Here is a 15,529-nt window from a genome sequence, read left to right on the forward strand (position 1 = left end):
TGTCACCTTGTTAGGTTCATCATAAACCGACTACTCGATATTTTGAACCTGTTCTTTTAATTTTTCAAGCAGACTTTTCATTTCCACCACTTCTTTGGTAATGGCCGAATCATTTGCCTTTGATCCAATCGTATTGACTTCCCTATTCATTTCCTGGACAAGGAAGTCGAGTTTCCTTCCAATTGGTTCACTATGGGTAAGCGTCCTTGAAAATTGCTGTACATGGCTATCGAGTCTGGTCAGTTCTTCATTTATATCACATTTATCTGCAAAAATGGCCGCTTCTGTCACAATGCGGCTATCTTCGATCAATCCTTCAGTCAATTCTGCCAGTTTGATTTCCAAGCGGGCTTTATATTTTTCGACGACTGAAGGTGCATGCATTTTGACCCCTGCTACAACCTCACCAAACTTTTCAAGCTGGTGTTTCATGTCCAAGGCCAGTTCCTGACCTTCCAGATTCCGCATTGTTTTCAGATTTTCCAATGCCCCCGTGACAGCCTTCAATAACAGGGATTCCAAATCGGCAGGAACCGCAGGTACTTCCTCCGTTATGAAAATCGATTCAAGTTGCAGCATATCCTGTAATGTAATGGAACTTTCCAGATTGTATTTTCCCTTGACTTCTTCCATCAACCCCACATACTGATCAGCAAGATCCCAATCGATCTTCACCTTTTTGGAAACCAGGCTCTCACCTTCAACTGTAATGAAGATTTCCACCCGTCCCCTTCTTATGTATTGGTTCGCCTTCTTCTTCACCTTTTCTTCCAAAACCAAAAGCTGGCGCGGCATTCGAATCGTATATTCACAAAAACGATGGTTCACGGTCTTAATTTCAGCAAAAACCTTGACCTGTTCGTTTTCCGCTTCTTCTCTTCCATAGCCCGTCATACTGGTAACCATGGTTCCACATCCTATCAAACATAATGTAGTAATTTAGCCTTTAATATTCATTATATATTAGCTACAGCACGAAAACTTTAGCTCACAAATAAAATACTACAAAAATAAAAAGGCAATAGAGCAAGACTCTACCACCTTAAAGATTATATCATATATCATTGTGCTTTTCTTGCTAAAAAGGTTCCAGCCAGTAAAAAAGTTGGTATGGATGCCATTCCTATTACTAATAGCCAATCCCTTCCCGAAATCGGTACCGTATGAAAGATTGTTTGTAAAGGCTGCACATACATGACGGCTACCATCAATAATAGGGAGGATAATACCGCCCCCACTAGATAAAGGTTACCGAATGGATTTCTCGAGAAGATCGAACGTTCACTTCGGCAATCGAATACATGTATAAGCTGAGCCAATACCAAGGTAGCGAACGCAATCGTTTGTGCATATGCAAGGTTTTCGGGATTTGCACGATATACAACATAAAATGCGATCAATGTTGAAACCCCGATCAGAAAACCGCGTGAAATGATCTTCCAGCCAAGCCCTCTTCCAAAAACACCTTCATTGGCATTTCTTGGATTTCTTTTCATTACATCTTCTTCGGCGGCATCCAGACCCAACGCCATCGCGGGCAGTCCGTCAGTCACAAGGTTCACGAATAAGATCTGGATTGGTATCAAAGGTAAAGGCAATGCACATAGCATCGCAAAAAACATGACCAAGATCTCCCCCACATTGGAAGCAAGCAGATAACGGATGAACTTCCTGATGTTTTCATAAATATTCCTGCCTTCTTTGATGGCCGATTTAATTGTGGCAAAATTATCATCAACCAATATCAAGGAAGAAGCTTCCTTCGCGACATCAGTACCCGTGATGCCCATGGATATACCAATATCCGCTGATTTTATTGCAGGGGCATCATTGACTCCATCCCCTGTCATTGCAACGACATGTCCTTTATTTTGCAAGGCTTTTACGATTTTCAACTTATGTTCCGGGGAAACGCGGGCAAATACCGAAACACTTTCAACAACTTCCTCAAGTTCCCCGACATCCATGTCCGCCAATTGCCGTCCTTCAAGTACACGGTCTTTTCCTTTTAAAATACCAAGTTCTTTAGCTATTGCCTTTGCGGTTATTACATGGTCGCCAGTAATCATGACAGTTTTGATCCCGGCATCCCTGCATTCCTTAACAGCCTGCTTCACCTCCGGACGCGGGGGATCGATCATGCCCTGCAGCCCCATGAAGGTCAAATTGCGCTCAGCTTCGGTTTCATGAAGCAAAATCGTTCCTTTCGGAAGGGGTTTATATCCAACGGCAATCATTCGAAGTGCCTGTGAGGCAAGCTCATTCATATCCTGCTGTACCCTTTCCTTACTCTCCCGATTTAATATTTCCGACCTGCCTTCCCAAAGAATCGTATCGGACTGGGCGATCAATACGTCAGGGGCCCCTTTTGCAATTACAAAATGATTATCCTTATCATCCTTCACTATAACACTCATCATTTTGCGGCTCGAGTCAAATGGAAACTCCTTCACTATCGTAAACCCCTTAGACAGGTGTTCCCTGGTCAACCCTGCTTTCATTGCCGCGACCAACATCGCCCCTTCTGTCGGATCACCGTCTAAAATATATTGTTTACCATTCTCCTTTAACTCAGCTTTGTTACAGAGCATGCCGAATGTAATTATTTGCAGCAATGCATTATGGTTTCTCGGGGCAACTGAAACTCCCTCTAAAGAAAACTCTCCGACAGGTTTATAACCAGTACCGCTGACATCCCAAGTTTTCCCTCCACTCCAAACCTTCGTCACCGTCATTTTGTTTTGGGTCAGTGTTCCTGTCTTATCTGAGCAAATCACCGTTGCGCAGCCTAGCGTTTCTACAGCAGGAAGCTTGCGGACAATCGCTTTTTGTTTGATCATACGCTGAACGCCTAAAGACAAGGCTACGGTCACAATGGCTGGCAAGCCTTCGGGAATCGCTGCAACAGCCAATGATACCCCGGCCAAAAACATCGTATAGAGGTCATGCCCTTGAATGACACCAGTCAGGACTACAATTACAGTTAATATTAAAGCCGTGACGATCAAAATTTTGCCTAACTGCTCCAACCTCCGCTGAAGCGGTGTTTCTTTTGTTTCTGCAGTCTGCAGGAGATCCGCAATCTTGCCCATCGCCGTATTCATACCCGTAGCGGTTACGATTCCGACTCCATTTCCTCTTGTCACCATCGTTCCCATAAAAGCCATATTTTCCTGATCACCGATACCTTCGACTTCATTCATCAATGGATCGGAACATTTAACGGCCGGGAGTGACTCTCCGGTAAGTGCAGACTCTTCTATTTCAAGGCTTGAATGGTCGACGATCCGTAAATCGGCACCAATTCGGTCACCGCTCGAAAACTTCAGGATATCCCCCACAACGACTTCCTTCGATGGGATCTTCAGCCACTGTCCACCTCGAAGCACGTAAACTTGCGGCGCTGCCATTTCCTTTAGGGCATCCAAGGATTTTTCTGCCTTCCGTTCTTGAAAAAAACCAAGTAATCCATTCAAAAAAACAATCGCCATGATGGCAATCGCATCGATATATTCACCCAATATCCCGGAGACCAATGTCGCGGCAAGTAAAACGATGACCATGAAATCTTTGAATTGGGCGAAGAATAAAAGAATGGCAGACTGTTTTTCCCCTTCCTTCAATTCGTTAAAGCCATGCTTTCGCAGCCTGTCCTTTACTTCATCATCGTCCAAACCGTGTGTAACGTTTGTTTGAAGCGCTTTCTCCATTTCTTGATTATTCATTTCCTTGAACTCCATCAAGTATCACACATCCCTTTGAATAGAATGAAATAGGCTCCTGTATACATCTCAACAGGCGCTTTTTGCTTTACCCATCCAACACCTGCCTGCTTACCGATACATAAAACAACCTGCTCTTCTTCCATGATTATTCAGACTCGTCCAAAATAATGCTATAATTAAACAGAATTGCGGAAAGAAGAACGATGCGGATAATTTAATGAATGAACGAAAGCTAATCATGATGGATGGTCTAATTTAGGATTTATCTCAGGAACCTATAAAAATAGCATCCATTCAATATTCCCGAACGGCAGCTACAGCTTTCCACCCAGTTCGCTTAAATTTGTGATTAGCTAAAATGGGCAGTCCAATGCACTGATAACGCTTAGCAAAATGAGTATCTTAGAAAATCTTATGTAAAGGAAGTAAAAATAGAATGTCATTTGATGGATTATTTACGAAAGCGATGACGGAAGAAATCGCTTCTATATTAAAAGGTGGACGAATCAATAAGGTACATCAGCCTTATAAAAATGAAGTAATACTGGTTGTTCGTGCTGGAGGTAAGAACCATAAGCTCTTATTGTCAGCCCACCCAAGTTATTCGAGGGTGCAAATGACCGAAGAAAGCTATGAAAACCCCAAGGAAGCACCCATGTTCTGCATGCTTCTTAGGAAGCACCTCGAAGGCTACACGATAGAAAATATTTATCAATATGAACTTGATAGAATGATCATTTTTGAAGTGAAGGGCCGCAATGAGCTTGGTGATGTCTCCCAAAAGCAGTTAATCATCGAAATCATGGGACGTCACAGCAACATTGTTTTAGTTGATAAAGAACGGAATATGATTTTGGACAGCATTAAGCATGTTTCACATGCAGTTAACAGTTATCGGGCGATACTGCCTGGCCAAGAATATAAGGCTCCACCAGCACAAGAAAAGAATAATCCCTTCGATGCTACGGAGGACGATATCAGGAAGAATATCGACTTCAATGCAGGAAAGCTGGATCGACAGCTTGTTGCCCATTTTTCCGGAGTTTCACCATTAGTTGCAAAGGAAGCCGTCTACCGGGCTGGGCTTGCCAACAGCACGACCCTTCCTTCAGCATTTTTAAGTATTATCCAGGAAATCTCGGAGGAAAAATATGCCGCCACGATCAAACAAGATGGAAATAAAGAAGTTTTTTATATGCTTTCACTAGAGCATCTGACTGGCAATCAACGTACGTTTCCTTCATTGAGCGAGATGCTCGACCGCTATTACTTCGGAAAGGCAGAAAGAGATCGGGTTAAGCAAAAGAGCCAGGATGTAGAACGTTTCATTACGAATGAAATCGAAAAGAACACAAAAAAAATCGGGAAGCTCGAACGTACATTAAAAGATACGGAACGCGGGGAACAGTATCAGTTGTTCGGTGAGCTGCTTACAGCTAATCTATATCAAATGAAAAAAGGCATGAAGGAAATAGAAGTCGTCAATTATTATGATGAAGATCAAAATATGGTCACCATCCCGCTTGACCCTTTAAAAAATCCATCAGATAATGCACAAAAGTACTTCTCCAGATACCAAAAGTCCAAAAATGCAGTCGGAGTAGTGCAAGAACAAATCGAAAAAACAAAATTGGAATTGGCCTATTTTGAAGCCTTGCACCAGCAGCTTCAATCAGCGTCACCCAGAGATATAGAGGAAATTCGCGAAGAACTTCAAGAAGAAGGATACATTCGGCAAAAAAAGAAAAAAGGCATGAAAAAGCCTGCAAATGCAAAACCGCAGCTTGAAACATATTATGCTACAGATGGAGATCAGATTTTTGTCGGGAAGAATAATAAACAAAATGATTACCTAACAAATAAGTTTGCACGCCGTGATGAAATATGGCTTCATACCAAAGATATACCTGGCTCACATGTTGTCATTCGAAATGAATCGCCAAGTGAAGAAACGATAAAAGAGGCAGCCGTATTAGCAGCTTTCTTCAGTAAAGCCAAGCAATCGAGTTCAGTGCCCGTTGACTTCACACAAGTTCGCCATGTTAAGAAACCGAATGGTTCCAAGCCCGGGTTCGTGATCTATGAGCAGCAGCAGACCGTATATATTACACCTGATGCCGATACCGTCATACGCTTAAAGGAAGCGGTAAAGGAGTAAAAAAATAGAGTTGGCCCAATCCTCCGTGATTGGGTCAACTCTATTTTCATGCTGAAATCCAAGCTGTATCAGCCGGATTCTCGCGCCATTTTTTTAACTTTTCCAATTCATCTGCCGTGATGTACCCTTTTTCATTAGCGACCTTTATCAAAGTCGAGTAGTCACTCAACGAATGGTTAATAATGCCCTCAGCATCGAATTTTTCTTTTCCCTTTTCCAATTCATAAGTAAAGATCGAAACGACTCCTAGAACATCACAGCCTGCTTCCTTCAGCGCGTTAACAGCAGTTATTACACTTCCGCCGGTTGAAATCAAGTCTTCCACAACCACCACTTTTTGTCCTGGAACAGCACGGCCTTCGATTTGATTGCCCTTTCCGTGCTCCTTGGCTTTGGATCGAACATAGCACATCGGTGCATTTAATTTTTCACTTACCCAAGCTGCATGCGGAATGCCGGCAGTTGCTGTTCCTGCAATTAGTTCAGCCTCAGGGAAGTGCTGTTCAATCAATCCTTTCAATCCTTCCGCTATTTCATTACGAACCTCTGGGTACGAAAGGGTTAAACGGTTGTCACAATAAATGGGTGATTGAATTCCAGATGCCCAAGTGAATGGGTCATTCGGCTGTAGGTACACTGCTTTTATTTCCAAAAGATGTTCAGCTATCTTATTATTTAACATGATATTCCCTCCCAAGCTGCTTTCATATCCAAATACGCCCTTAATGGATCTTCCGCTCCTGTTATGGCTCTTCCTACAACGATGGCATCCGCTCCAAATTCCCTAGCCTGTTCAGGCGTGGCAATTCTCTTTTGATCATGCGTCTGTCCTCCTGCATTTCGGATTCCAGGTGTGACCGTTAAAAATTCATGACCGATGCGTTCATGTATGGTCTTTACTTCATGGGTGGAACATACGACTCCATCCAACCCTGCCTCTTTAGTAAGTTTTGCATAATGGAGGACCGAATCCTCCAGAGATCCGGCAATGTTTTGCTCAACATTCATTTGTTCTTGTGACGTGCTCGTCAGTTGGGTAACCCCTATGCATAATGGACGCTTTTTACCAGCGGACGTTCCCTTATCCAGGCCTTCGATGGCTGCTTCCATCATTTTTTGGCCACCCGCCGCATGTACATTGACCATGTCGGCACCTAAAGTTGCCAATCCTGTCATGGCCATTTTGACCGTATTTGGAATATCATGAAGCTTCAAGTCCAAAAACACATCGTGACCTTGCTCTTTTACGAAAGAGATTATTGATGGCCCATTCTGATAAAATAATTCCATCCCCACTTTTACAGCCAGTTTTTCCGAGTGGAACTGTTTTAGGAATTTCTCCGTTTGAATGAAGTCAGGGAAATCAAGAGCGATAATTAGTGACTGTTTCATTCTGCTTCCAGCTCCTTCCAGTACATTCTGAAATATGGTCAAATCCCAGCTCATCCAACAATTTCGGCAATTCTTCAATGATGGTCGGGCAAACAAAGGGATCCACGAAGTTCGCGGTTCCTACCGCAACAGCACTGGCACCCGCATAGAAAAATTCAATGACGTCTTCCGCTGTAGCGATGCCGCCCATTCCGATTATTGGAATCGACACTTGCTGGCTTACCTCATAAATCATCCGGAGAGCAACAGGTTTTATTGCAGGACCAGATAAACCTCCCGTTCTGTTCGATAGAATCGGTTTACCAGTCTTTAAATCCAACCGCATGCCGACTAATGTATTTATCATTGTCAGCCCGTCGGCCCCGCCTTCTTCTACAGCTTTGGCCATTTCCACAATATCACTGACATTCGGTGAAAGCTTCACATATACAGGAACGGAAGATACTTCCTTGACCGCCTTTGTTACCTCTTTGGCAACTTCCGGTACCGTACCGAAAGCTATGCCTCCTTCTTTTACATTCGGACAAGAGATATTCAATTCAAGTGCTTTTACATTCCCTACCTTGCTTATTTCCCTGGCAACCTTTACATAGTCAGCTATTTGAGAACCTGCAACGTTGGCGATGATGGGAACATCATACCCACCTAGCCAGGCCAGTTCTTCACTGATGACCTTTTCTAAACCTGGATTCTGCAGACCGATGGCGTTCAGCATTCCCGAAGAGGTTTCCGCAACACGCGGAGTAGGGTTACCGAACCTCGGCTCAGGAGTGGTCGCTTTGATCATGATCGCCCCAAGAATATCCAAGTCGAAAAATTGACTGTATTCACGGCCAAATCCAAAGCATCCAGATGCTGGCATGACTGGGTTTTTCAAATGTAATCCTGGTAATTCAACTGAAAGCCTGCTCATAGTACCACCTCTCCTGCCCGGAACACGGGTCCATCGCTGCATACCTTTTTATAACTGAAACCAGTTGGATCATCCCCTGTATGACACACGCAGGCAAAGCATGCACCGATGCCGCAGCCCATCCTTTCCTCAAGGGACAGGTAAAGCTTTTTCTCACGATAGCCCGCTTCCAACGCTCTTAACATTGGTGTAGGCCCGCAGGAAAAGATTGTTGCAAACTCTTGCTCAAGGTTGTCTATTACAGTCGTAACAAATCCTTTTGTCCCATATGAACCATCCACCGTGGCTATATGGGTATCACCTAATTCACTGAATTCTTTTTCGTAAAAGATGGCGGACTTGGTCTGGAAGCCCAATACATGGATTACATTTACACCTTTCGCAACCAACATCTGTGATAGTTGATACAGGGGCGGGACACCAATCCCGCCGCCAACCAATAATGCCGTTTCTCCCTTTTTGGCCTCATGAACGGGAAATCCGTTGCCAAGCGGTCCAAGAATATCGACCGCTTCCGCCTCTTTACGCTGTGATAACAGCGTCGTCCCTTTCCCTTCAGCCCGGTATATCATCGTGAACTGTTTTTCACTGCTGTTGTAAGAAGAAATTGAAATCGGGCGTCTTAACAATGGCTCAGTGCCTTCTGTTGTCTTGACTTGGACAAACTGGCCTGGTTGCTTCATCTCTGAAACCAATTCACCTTGCAAGGTAAGTTCAAAGATGGATGGGGCCAGCTCCTTATGATTTAACACCTTCATTCTTTCCTTCTTGATCATATATAGCTCACCTCACGACTTTTTTCCGTTTTTCCCATTGCTTCTGCCGAGAAGGTCATGGATTCTATCACTCTTAAAATAGCTTCTGCCGTATCAAGTGATGTTAAGCATGTCACTCCATTTTCAACCGATTCACGTCGGATTCTGAAACCATCCCGGGCCGGCTGCTTGCCTTTTGTCAAAGTATTTATGACAAATTGCGCTTCCCCGTTCCGGATAACATCCAGCAGGTTTGTACCTTCTTCGCCAATTTTACCGACAATCGCAGTCGGGATGCCCGATTGCTGCAATAGGGCCGCAGTTCCGCTGGTGGCTATCAGCTTGAATCCGATATTATGGAAACGTCTTGCTAAAAGTAACGCTTCTTGCTTATCTTTGTCCGATATCGTCAATAACACCGAACCATGCCCCTTAATTTTGAAGCCGGAAGCGACCAACCCTTTATATAAAGCCTTTTCGAGGGTGCTATCTTTCCCCATTACTTCACCAGTCGATTTCATTTCAGGTCCGAGAGAAATGTCCACGCCTCTTAATTTTGCAAAAGAGAAGACCGGCACTTTCACAAAGACCCCAGTTTGTTCTGGCACTAACCCAGATCTGTAACCTTGGCTTTCTAGTGTGTGGCCCAAGATGACCTTCGTGGCTAAGTTAGCCATCGGCACATTCGTAATTTTACTTAAGAATGGAACGGTCCGGCTCGAACGTGGATTTACTTCAATTACATACACTTCTTCATTGCTGATGACATATTGAATGTTCAAGAGACCAATTATATTCAAGCCTTTTGCCAATCGGGTCGTATAGTCGATGATTACTTCTTTTTGTTTTTCCGTTAAATTTTGCGGCGGATAAACTGCAATCGAATCACCTGAATGGACGCCGGCACGTTCGATATGCTCCATGATCCCAGGGATAACCACCGTTTCACCATCGGAAATACCATCGACTTCTATTTCCTTACCCGTTAAGTAGCGGTCTATCAGGACAGGATGATCCGGATTTATTTTCACGGCATTTTTCATGTAATGCAGCAATTCTTCTTGTTTATAGACGATTTCCATCGCTCTTCCTCCGAGAACATACGATGGCCTTACTAAAACAGGGTAACCAATATCTTCAGCGATGACGATCGCTTCATCAACCGATGTTGCGGTTTTACCCTTTGGCTGAGGAATGCCTAAATCCTTCAGTGCTTTTTCAAATTTATTGCGATTTTCCGCCCTATCCAGGTCTTCAAGTGAAGTACCAAGGATTTTCACTCCTCTTTCAACAAGACCATCTGCAAGGTTGATTGCTGTCTGTCCGCCAAACTGGACGATGACGCCTTCCGGTTTTTCCAAATCGATGACATGCATGACATCTTCAATAGTCAATGGTTCGAAATAAAGTTTGTCGGAGATACTGAAATCCGTCGAAACTGTTTCTGGATTGTTGTTGATGATGATCGCTTCATATCCAGCTTCTTTAATGGCCCATACCGAATGTACGGTCGCATAATCAAACTCTACTCCTTGCCCGATCCGAATTGGACCTGATCCCAGGACAATGACACTTTTCTTGTCGGTCACGATGGATTCATTCTCATCTTCATATGTCCCATAAAAATACGGTGTTTCCGATTCGAATTCTGCAGCACATGTATCAACCATTTTGTAAACAGGGATGATTCCTTGCTGTTTCCGGTACTCATAAACGTCAATTTCGGGAACTTCCCATATTTCCGCGATCGTTTTGTCAGAAAACCCTAGTTCTTTAGCCTTTTGCAATACTTCACAATCAAATGAATGTTCTTTAAGCTGCTTTTCAAAGTCGATTATCTTTTTCAACTTATGCAAGAAGAATAAATCGATCTGGCTCCATTCGTGGATGGTTTCGATCGTTTTGCCCCTTCTTAAAGCTTCACCGATATAGAATAACCGTTCATCTCCGGCTTTTCGGATCCGTTTCTCTATTTTTCCATCCTCAAACTCGTCATTCAAGTTAAGATGGTATATACCCGCTTCAAGGGAACGGACAGCTTTTAAGATGGATTCCTCGAATGTACGGCCGATTGCCATGACTTCTCCGGTCGCTTTCATTTGGGTCCCGAGTCTACGGTTGGCGCTTTCGAACTTATCGAAAGGCCAGCGCGGAATTTTCGTAACGACATAGTCCAGTGCCGGTTCAAAGCTGGCATAGGTTTTGCCAGTGACAGGGTTCATCATTTCATCAAGTGTCAAACCAACGGCTATCTTTGCTGCCAGCTTTGCAATTGGATACCCAGTCGCTTTTGAAGCAAGTGCCGAAGAACGGCTGACCCTTGGGTTCACTTCAATGACATAATATTGATAGCTGTTTGGATCTAGCGCAAGCTGAACATTACATCCACCTTCAATTTTCAAAGCGCGGATAATCTTCAAAGAAGTATTCCGAAGCATTTGATACTCTCTGTCACTTAATGTTTGGCTTGGTGCCGCAACTATTGAATCTCCTGTATGGACACCGACAGGATCGAAGTTTTCCATATTACAAACGACTATTGCATTATCATTGGAATCACGCATCACTTCATATTCCACTTCTTTGAAACCGGCAATGCTCTTCTCAAGCAAACATTGGTGAACCGGGCTGCTTTTCAGGCCACCCTCAACGATCTCGATAAGCTGCTCTTCGTTATCACAAATCCCACCGCCTGTTCCGCCAAGCGTGAAGGCTGGACGAACAATGACCGGATAGCCGACTCGTTCAACGAATGTATAGGCTTCTTCCAAGTTATGAATAATGTCGCTGTCAGGTACTGGTTCCCCAAGATCGTTCATTAGCGTACGGAAAAGGTCACGGTCTTCCGCTTGTTGGATAGCCGAAAGTTTGGTACCAAGAATCTGTACATTGCATTCTTCCAGGATTCCTGATTCGGCAAGCTCAACGGCCATGTTCAAGCCAGTCTGTCCGCCCAAGGTAGGTAACAGTGCATCCGGGCGCTCTTTACGAATGATTTTGCTGACAAATTCCAATGTGATCGGTTCAATATAAACCGCGTCAGCCATTTCAGTGTCTGTCATGATTGTAGCAGGGTTAGAGTTAATCAGGATCACTCGATAACCTTCTTCTTTTAAGGCTATACACGCTTGGGTTCCTGCATAATCGAACTCGGCGGCCTGTCCGATGACGATCGGACCGGAACCAATTACTAGGATGCTTTTTATATCAGTGCGTTTTGGCATGTTTTTTCCCCCTTGTTGGTTGCAGCTTCAATCATTTGTAAGAATTCATTGAATAAGTAGTTGGCATCTTCCGGACCTGGTGATGCTTCCGGGTGATATTGCACGGTGAAAGCCGGATACTTTTTATGGCGCAGTCCTTCAATCGTATCGTCATTCAATGCTGTATGTGTCACAATAAGATCTGTACTTTCTATGGAAAGCTCTTCAACTGTATATCCATGATTTTGAGATGTGATGGATACTTTTCCGGTACGAAGGTCCCTGACCGGATGATTCGAACCTCGATGGCCGAATTTTAATTTTGCTGTATCCGCCCCGTTTGCAAGTGCGAATAATTGATGTCCTAAACAGATTCCGAATAACGGCACTTGCGTTTGGATTGTCCGGATCATTTCGAGCGTCTCAAGAACACTTTTCGGATCTCCAGGACCGTTTGAAAGCATCACGCCATCCGGATGATATTGCATCACTTCTTCGGCCGTGACGTTATAAGGCACAACCACGACATCACAGCCGCGCTTCGTCAACTCACGTAAAATCCCATGCTTCATGCCGTAATCTACAAGAACTACCCGCGGGCCTCTGCCCGGGCTGGAATAAGGTGCTGTTGTTGAAACCTGTTTTACCTGATTAGAAGGAATCACCGTTGCTTTCAATTGGGAAACCACTTCATTTGCATCTTTATTGATATTGCAAAGTGCCCCTTTAAGTGCACCTGATTTCCTGATGATTCTTGTCAGCTTTCTCGTATCGATTCCGCTAATTCCAGGTATGTTCTTCATTTTCAAATATTCATCTAGTGATAATTGGTTTCGCCAGTTGGAAGGATGTTCTGCTGTTTCCTTAACGACGAATCCTGCTATGGCTGGATTGATGGATTCAAAGTCATCCCGGTTTATCCCGTAGTTCCCGATTAATGGATACGTAAGTGTAACGATTTGACCGCAATACGATGGATCGGATAGAATCTCTTGGTATCCCGTCATTCCTGTGTTAAAAACGACTTCACCTATTTTTTCTACGTACCCTCCGAATGCTTCCCCAAGGAATACTGTCCCATCTTCTAAAATTAGCTGTCTTTTCATCCTTGAACACGTCCTTTTTCCCAAGCTATTTTTCCTTGTGCAATCGTCATGACTGGCCAGCCATAACATTTCTTTTCATTAAAAGGTGTATTTTTCCCTTTTGAAGCAAACTCTTCAGCATTGATTTCTTTTTCCGTTTCCAAATCGATGAGTACGATATCCGCAGTAGCACCTTCTTTTAGCTCTCCATAAGGAAGGGAGAAACTTTCAGATGGTTTGATTGTCATGAAATCGATCAATTGCTTTAATGTTATGATGCCCTTTTTAACCAATTCGGTGTAAAGCAGCGGGAAGGCGGTTTCCAATCCTACTATTCCGAAAGGAGCCAGCTGCATTCCCTGCGCCTTTTCCTCTGCCGTATGCGGGGCATGGTCTGTTGCTATGAAATCGATGGTTCCGTCAAGCAGTCCTTCAATCAACGCGTCCCGATCTTCACGGCCCCTTAATGGCGGGTTCATTTTATAATTCGCATCAAGTCCCGGTATATCATCTTCACACAATAATAAGTGATGCGGTGTAACTTCGGCTGTAACTCGAATACCTGCACGTTTTGCATCCCTTACCGTCCTTACCGATTCCTTAGTGGATATATGGCACACGTGATAATGGCAGTTAGCCGCTTCGGCAAGAAGGATATCCCGGGCGATATGTACCGCTTCACATGCCGACGGAATTCCATTGATTCCCTGTTCTTTTGAGAATCTTCCTTCATGGACGGAGCCTTTATTGATTAAGCTATTGTCTTCACAATGAGCTACTATGGCCATATCTTGAGCGGCTGCCCGTTTCATCGCTTCCAGCATCATCCCGGCTTCTTGAATTCCTACGCCGTCGTCCGTAAAGGCGAAAGCACCCGTTTGTTTTAATGAAGCAAAGTCGGTCAGCTCCTTGCCTGCTTCCCTTATCGTAATGGATGCATATGGGAGTACCCTGACATGAGCCGTTTCTTCAATCTTCCTGTTAAGCGCCTCAAGGTTCTCCACTGTATCAGGAACTGGCCTTGTATTCGGCATCGCCGCTACCGTAGTGAAACCGCCTCTTGCCGCTGCAAGCGTCCCGCTTGCGATCGTTTCTTTATGTTCACCGCCAGGTTCGCGTAAATGGACATGCAGGTCAACGAATCCTGATGTAATAAGTAACCCTTCAGCGTCAACTACCTTACAATTTTCCGTTGCCAGGTTTTCGCCGATTTTTGTGATGACCTTGCCTTCCATTTCAATGTCCGCTTTTTTGAATGAGTTTTGATTATCTAGCAATACTCCATTTTTGATTACTGTTTTCATGAGTGTTTCCCCCTTCGGATTGTTCAAGCACATTTTTTAATACGGCCATTCTAATGAACACGCCATTCTCCATTTGTTTAAAAATTCTTGAGCGGCTGCATTCGACTAAATCACTGTCTATTTCAACACCGCGGTTTATTGGTGCAGGATGCATGATGATCGCACCCGGTTTCATATTTTCTTCACGTTGTTTGGTCAGGCCGAAACTTTCCAGATAATCTCCATTTGCCTGATCGTATTTTTCAATATGCCTTTCATGCTGTATTCTGAGCAGCATGACCACATCCGAGGTAGCTACCGCATGATCGATGTCCTCATACCTTCCTAAACTGTTTGTTCTGTCAAACCATTCAGGCGGGCCCGAAAATACGACATTCGCTCCTAAGCGGGTCAATGCTTCTGCATTCGATTTCGCAACCCGACTATGCCTCACATCACCAATTATGGCAATCTTCAGACCTTTGAAACTTTTAAACTCTTGTTTTATCGTCAATAGGTCCAGTAATGATTGGGTTGGATGATTTCCGCAGCCATCCCCTGCATTGATTATTGGAATCCCGATCTTCTCATTCAATTCGTCAAAATAATTATCCTGTTCATGACGGATGATCAAGGCATTTACACCTATTGCTTCTAGTGTTTTAACAGTGTCATATAAGGTTTCACCTTTTAACACGGAGGATGTACCCGCATCAAAAGGAATGACCTCAAGTCCCAATTTTCTTTCAGCCATTTCAAAGCTTGATTTTGTACGTGTACTTGGTTCAAAGAAGAGATTGGCAACTGTGGTCTGCTGCTTTGGATTCCAGCTAGATCCGTTGGCAAAACACTCTGCCTCATGTAAAATTCTTTCAATATCGGTTAAAGTCAATTCATTCATGGTCAATAATTTTTTCATCGAACCTGCTCCTTTCACATTTGTGATGCGGGGCATAAAAAACACCCCGCCATTAAGGACAGGGTGTAGGTCATAAAGAGTGTGAGGTCACGGAAT

At 43.9% G+C, this 15,529-nt stretch carries 12 protein-coding genes; 1 reads left to right on the forward strand and 11 read right to left on the reverse strand.

Annotation, left to right across the window (positions count from 1 at the left end; genetic code table 11):
• Positions 1 to 30 precede the first annotated feature (30 nt).
• The 3 genes from LQ188_RS17000 to LQ188_RS26845 form a co-directional block, all read right to left on the reverse strand.
• Positions 31 to 906 carry a YicC/YloC family endoribonuclease gene (locus tag LQ188_RS17000; protein ID WP_230177541.1) on the reverse strand — a complete coding sequence of 292 codons (876 nt, stop codon included), beginning with the start codon at positions 904 to 906 and terminating at the stop codon, positions 31 to 33.
• Positions 907 to 1,061: 155 nt separating this feature from the next.
• On the reverse strand, positions 1,062 to 3,740 hold the full coding sequence (locus LQ188_RS17005; protein ID WP_230177692.1) for a calcium-translocating P-type ATPase, SERCA-type: 2,679 nt from the start codon (positions 3,738 to 3,740) through the stop codon (positions 1,062 to 1,064).
• Positions 3,740 to 3,868 carry a hypothetical protein gene (locus tag LQ188_RS26845; protein WP_260357047.1) on the reverse strand — a complete coding sequence of 43 codons (129 nt, stop codon included), beginning with the start codon at positions 3,866 to 3,868 and terminating at the stop codon, positions 3,740 to 3,742. The genes LQ188_RS17005 and LQ188_RS26845 overlap by 1 nt, the downstream gene beginning before the upstream one ends.
• Positions 3,869 to 4,161: 293 nt before the next feature.
• Between LQ188_RS26845 and LQ188_RS17010 the strand changes: the two genes are divergently transcribed.
• Positions 4,162 to 5,883 carry an NFACT RNA binding domain-containing protein gene (locus LQ188_RS17010; RefSeq protein WP_101224605.1) on the forward strand — a complete coding sequence of 574 codons (1,722 nt, stop codon included), beginning with the start codon at positions 4,162 to 4,164 and terminating at the stop codon, positions 5,881 to 5,883.
• 46 nt (positions 5,884 to 5,929) lie between these two features.
• Here LQ188_RS17010 and pyrE read toward each other — a convergent pair whose 3' ends face one another.
• Genes pyrE through LQ188_RS17050 form a run of 8 tightly spaced genes read right to left on the reverse strand, consistent with a single transcriptional unit; the run spans position 5,930 to position 15,433 of the window.
• Positions 5,930 to 6,565: an orotate phosphoribosyltransferase gene (pyrE, locus tag LQ188_RS17015; RefSeq protein ID WP_101224604.1), complete on the reverse strand. Its 636-nt coding sequence runs from the start codon at positions 6,563 to 6,565 to the stop codon at positions 5,930 to 5,932.
• The gene (gene pyrF, locus LQ188_RS17020) at positions 6,559 to 7,275 is read right to left on the reverse strand and encodes an orotidine-5'-phosphate decarboxylase (RefSeq protein WP_230177543.1); all 717 of its coding nucleotides are present in this window, start codon (positions 7,273 to 7,275) and stop codon (positions 6,559 to 6,561) included. The genes pyrE and pyrF overlap by 7 nt, the downstream gene beginning before the upstream one ends.
• Complete coding sequence (locus LQ188_RS17025) at positions 7,247 to 8,188, reverse strand: dihydroorotate dehydrogenase (protein ID WP_101224602.1); 942 nt, start codon at positions 8,186 to 8,188, stop codon at positions 7,247 to 7,249. The genes pyrF and LQ188_RS17025 overlap by 29 nt, the downstream gene beginning before the upstream one ends.
• Positions 8,185 to 8,964 carry a dihydroorotate dehydrogenase electron transfer subunit gene (locus LQ188_RS17030; protein WP_101224601.1) on the reverse strand — a complete coding sequence of 260 codons (780 nt, stop codon included), beginning with the start codon at positions 8,962 to 8,964 and terminating at the stop codon, positions 8,185 to 8,187. Before LQ188_RS17030 ends, LQ188_RS17025 begins: the two co-directional genes overlap by 4 nt.
• Positions 8,961 to 12,167, reverse strand: coding sequence for a carbamoyl-phosphate synthase large subunit (gene carB / locus LQ188_RS17035; RefSeq protein WP_101224600.1), 3,207 nt, complete (start codon positions 12,165 to 12,167; stop codon positions 8,961 to 8,963). The genes LQ188_RS17030 and carB overlap by 4 nt, the downstream gene beginning before the upstream one ends.
• A complete protein-coding gene (locus LQ188_RS17040) occupies positions 12,146 to 13,252 on the reverse strand; it encodes a carbamoyl phosphate synthase small subunit (protein ID WP_230177545.1) in 1,107 nt (368 codons plus the stop codon). Before LQ188_RS17040 ends, carB begins: the two co-directional genes overlap by 22 nt.
• Positions 13,249 to 14,535, reverse strand: coding sequence for a dihydroorotase (locus LQ188_RS17045; protein ID WP_230177546.1), 1,287 nt, complete (start codon positions 14,533 to 14,535; stop codon positions 13,249 to 13,251). The genes LQ188_RS17040 and LQ188_RS17045 overlap by 4 nt, the downstream gene beginning before the upstream one ends.
• Entirely contained in the window at positions 14,498 to 15,433 is a 936-nt protein-coding gene (locus LQ188_RS17050; protein WP_101224736.1) for an aspartate carbamoyltransferase catalytic subunit, read from the reverse strand. The genes LQ188_RS17045 and LQ188_RS17050 overlap by 38 nt, the downstream gene beginning before the upstream one ends.
• Between the last annotated feature and the right edge of the window lie 96 nt (positions 15,434 to 15,529).

This window comes from Peribacillus sp. Bi134, from assembly GCF_918698065.1.
Taxonomy (GTDB): domain Bacteria; phylum Bacillota; class Bacilli; order Bacillales; family DSM-1321; genus Peribacillus.